General features: G+C 58.9%; 1 protein-coding gene and 1 pseudogene. One reads left to right on the plus strand and one right to left on the minus strand.

The features are described from left to right. The coding region (locus E0F99_RS29150; protein WP_341273824.1) for a dermonecrotic toxin domain-containing protein at positions 1-1,596 on the minus strand (1,596 nt) is incomplete at its 3' end. 1,291 nt (positions 1,597-2,887) lie between these two features. Here E0F99_RS29150 and E0F99_RS30985 point away from each other — a divergent pair. After that, a pseudogene (locus E0F99_RS30985) lies at positions 2,888-3,622 on the plus strand (dermonecrotic toxin domain-containing protein); the annotation flags it as partial. Positions 3,623-4,320: the final 698 nt, after the last annotated feature.

Consider the following 4,320-nt stretch of genomic DNA (forward strand, 5'->3'; position numbering starts at 1 on the left):
GGGCTCCTGGGCCTCCTGCAGGTCGCCCTCGTCCCACTCGATAGCGCCCTCAAGCGTTTCGTACAACAACTGCCCGGCCATCACCACCATCATGACCTCGCCCAGCACCGGGACAAACATCGAGACCATGTTCAACCCCAGCATGCCTACCTCCAGCAGGTGCGCAAGCTTTTCGTCGCGCGCACGCGCGTCGACATCCGCTGTGGGCACCGCGTGAGCACGGGCGTCGGCGATGACCTGCTCCCGGTGTTGCTCGTAGAAGTACTTCCAAGGGTCAATATTGGCAGCCCAAATGCCATGCCCGCGACGCTGCAGTGTCGAGGGGGCAAGGTACGGATCGCTCTTGGGCTCCAGTTTCGCCGGTGCCTCGGGAGGGAGTTCCTTGATACCGGTAATGAAATGCGGCGTGGTGAAGTCGAGGATTTTTTTCCACGGCGATCGCCAGATATCGGTCGGTGAGTCGGCGGCCTTCTGGGTGAACTGGCTAAAGTAATAGGCTCTCTTCTCATAAGGCACGAACCGGCTGAAAAACACCTGGTAAGGCGTTGGTTTGGCGTCAGCGGGCGTGGCGCTATCGCGGGCAGTGAACAGGCGCTTGAACTCGTCTGCCATCTGCGACCAACGGTAGCGCTTGAGTGGGCGCACAGGGTCCTGGGGGATGTAAAGAATCAACTCATCGGGGTAGGTGTATTTTTTGCAGATGACGAAGGCCATGCAGCCAGTCATTCTGAGTTTCATCAGGCTCAAGGTTCTGAACCAGACTTGCTTGTCACCCAGCCTGGGGTGAATTTCGCCATTGATCACCGACAAAATCATCCGGTGATCGGCAGGTTCAATATCCCCCGTCACAAGTGCCTGCTCAGCGGCCGCCTTAACAGCGGCCTTCTGGCTGGCGATAAAGTGCTCACGCAGCGTGATTTGCGCCGCTGCCTCCTCCGGGTAGAAAAAGCCCTGCAAATACGCCTGGTACTGGGCGCCGATGTCCAGGTTGCGGCACAGGGTCAGAAACTGGCTGACGCTCACGTTGACCGCCACTGAATGATAGGTGTCGGGCTTATCGGTCGCCTCGATGAAACCCGACGTTTTGTGGTACGCGCCTTCCTTGCATTCGTAGGCCTCAACGTTATGCAGGGCCGCCTCCAGCATTGACAGCTTCAAGAACTGAAAAGACGAAACCTCGATTTCGATAACTCCGACGGCCAGCGGACGCCGCAAACAGAGCAGGGTTTTGTCGACATCGACTTGCACCTGGTATTGGTCCTTCAGGGCGTTAAGCAGCAAGGGCCGCGCAAAGTCATTGATGTCCTGGAAGGTGGCCATCGTTTTATCCAGCTGGGTTTGCGCGGTAAAACTGGCCAACAAACTGGTGGTCACTGCGCTGCGCTGCTCAGGCGAAGCGTTCTGTAACCAGGCGGGCGCCACCGTGCCAGCCTCCTTGAGTGCCTGTTTGCGTGCCGGCGTGGCGTCAATCAGCCACTGCGGGCTGGCCTGCTCCAGAAAATCGCCGTGCAGGCTCTGGGTGGCCGTCAGCTTCACGACCTTGGGTGTATCGCTCGTTGGCGGAACGGGCGAAGAAGACTGGATTGAATCGGCCATCGTGTCACTCCTTTGAAATGGAGTGACAGAACATCACGGCGCTCGCCGCGCCCGGTGGTGCATATGTGGCGATTTTTTTGTCTTGCTGCACCTACCCCATTACCGCTTCCACAGCGACCCGATGGGGTTTGCTGTGCCGGACCGCTCACCCATCATTGAGCCGGCGACCTAAATACCGAATGTGCACACAAAAAAGGACTTCGTTATGCCCGCCCCAACCACTTCACCCAGGCCCACCGCCCTGGCCCCGTTACCCGCCCTGGCCGTTCATGCCCGTTTCGCCACGCGCCCGGCCTTGTATTCAGTGGTATTTAATGCCCTGCGCGGCCGCATCCTGGCGCAGTACCCCTCACTGAAACTGGACTTGCGTGCAGTCAAGCTGGCCAGCCCGGACCCTTCCGGCCATTACACCTACACACTGTTGATGGAAGTCGCTGTCGCCCACATCCTGAACCCACAGTTGCTTGACCTGCGCGCTCGGCGCGAACGGCCGTATTTCCTCACTCAGGAGCCCCCAAAAATCCTCAAACCCGACACCCTGCCCCTCATCGACATGCAGGTTATCGCGCAGATCATCGACGAATTGCCCGCCTCGCTTTACCTGCATTTCCAGCACGACCTGGCTGACTACTGGAGCACCCTCGATAGCCACGGCAGCAGCCGCTGGCAATGGCTGAGCGAATGGCTCAACGGCCAGATGACCGCCGCGGCCGCAGGCCCCTCAAGCCTGACCGAAACACAGCGGGACATGCTGGCGGTGACCGCTGCCTGGCCGGGGCGCCTTGAGCGCCTGCCCCGTTCCAAGCCCACCACGTATGCCTATTTCATTGAAACCACGCTCTCCAAAGCCGGTAAAGAAGTCTGCCTGCTAACGCCGGATCTACTGCTGGTGCGTGATACACAGGTCCTGCTGTGCAGTGTGGCCGGGGCCGTAGAGCCGTTTGACTGCATTGATGCTTTTGGTGACGCCTGGGGGAGCAGAATGCAGCGTCAGTTCCAGTGCGACAGCATCACCTGGAGGCGTAATGAGCCGGAAGACAATGTGTTCGAACAACAGGCCGAGCTTATTCTCAATCAGCAGATTGAAGACCTGGCAACCGTATCATTTCAGGGGCAAGACGAAGTCACGCTCGGGCGTGCCCTGGAAAAACTCACAGATCCAGCCCTTCTTTTTACCCAAGCGCCCATGGCTCCCGTTGCGCGCCTGCACAAGGTCAACGCGCAATTGCCTGCGTGGCTCAAACAGGCCAATGCCGATGATCGCTTTGCCTACCATCGCCATCTGCAGGACATGGCGCGGGTGATCAAACAGAACGCAGGCCGGTCTTTCAATGAAGGCATTGATAACATCCAGACGTTCAGTCGCGACGCATTGCGCAAACAGATGCAAACCGATCACGAGGATTACGATCCCGACGATCTGGTGTTGGACTTCGCCGTGGCCGCTGGCTACCCGGGCGGTGCTGGCATTATCGAGCATGTGCGGATGTCGCTGACTGAATTGGCCCTGAAGAATCTCTCCGGCAAGCCTAAAGGCACCCTGACGCTCTCCTCCAACAGCGCCAGGACGCTGCCGAGCTGGATGAATGAAGATTATCTGCTAGGCAGCCGAGGCTTGATCCAGCGCGTCGACATCGGCACGGCCTACCCGCAGAAAATCAAGGACCTGTTGCTGTCCGACACCCGAGACGCGCGCCAACGGGAGACGTTGTTTACTCGCGAACTCAAGGTCCAGCTGCCGATGCTGGCACTCGAATATGCGATCCGGCAGCAATACGGTGTGACCACCACCGGCTATCGGTATGTAAAGGCATTGATGGGCGAAACCCCGACTGACAGGGTCGTAGACGGCCAAGAGATCGTTCTGCGCCCACTGGGCCTGTGCCGAAAAGCCGGTGCTACGCCCGATACCGTCAACACTATATTCGTGATCGAACCCCGAGACGCGAGCATCGGCCCACACCTGCTTTATCGACCGCTGTATACCCAAGCCCTGTCTCAATACCCGACGCGCCAGGCGCTGCTGGAGGCACTGGCCACGCCCGGTGCGTTGCAAGACAGCGTATTGACTTGGCTGCCCGACAAAGCCCGCCCCCTCTACGATAATGGCGGGTTCAAAGAGCCGCACATCATTCGCTTCCTGTCTGGGGATGAGTTTTCAATCCCTGAAAAACCCGCACCTGCGACACTGGCCGTCGATGAAGGCGCCGGCGAATGGCTTCAATCACAGATCAACGGCAAGCTGCTCAGCCATTTATTCGGCAGCACCGCGCGGGCCATGGTTGACCTGGCGGATCGCGAATCGGTGTCCAACAGTGAAAGCCGCTGGGCCATTGTGATGGAGGGCGCCTGGTTACTGTTCAACACCTTGTTGCTGCCACTGGTGTGCGGCCCGGCCATGTTGGTGGGCTGGTTCCTGGTGCTGGTCAGCAGCCTGGAGCAGGATCTGGCGGGCCTGGACAGCAATGACTCGACCACCCGTGAACTGGCGCTGATTGATCTGTTGCTCAATACCGCGATGGTGCTGCTGCACGCCGCCAGCGGCTCGGACAGAACCCGACAACCGTTAGCCGAACTCGCCCCGCAAGACAGCGCTCTGTCTAGTCCTGAAATAGGTTTACACCTGTTTCACCCCAGCGCCCTATGCACTGCATCGGGCGTTTTGTATTTTAAGGACAGGTGTGGGCGTTCCTGGTTATAGATCAGGATCGCTTCTCGCACCAT

The sequence above is a fragment of the Pseudomonas antarctica genome (assembly GCF_900624995.1).
GTDB lineage: Bacteria > Pseudomonadota > Gammaproteobacteria > Pseudomonadales > Pseudomonadaceae > Aquipseudomonas > Aquipseudomonas antarctica.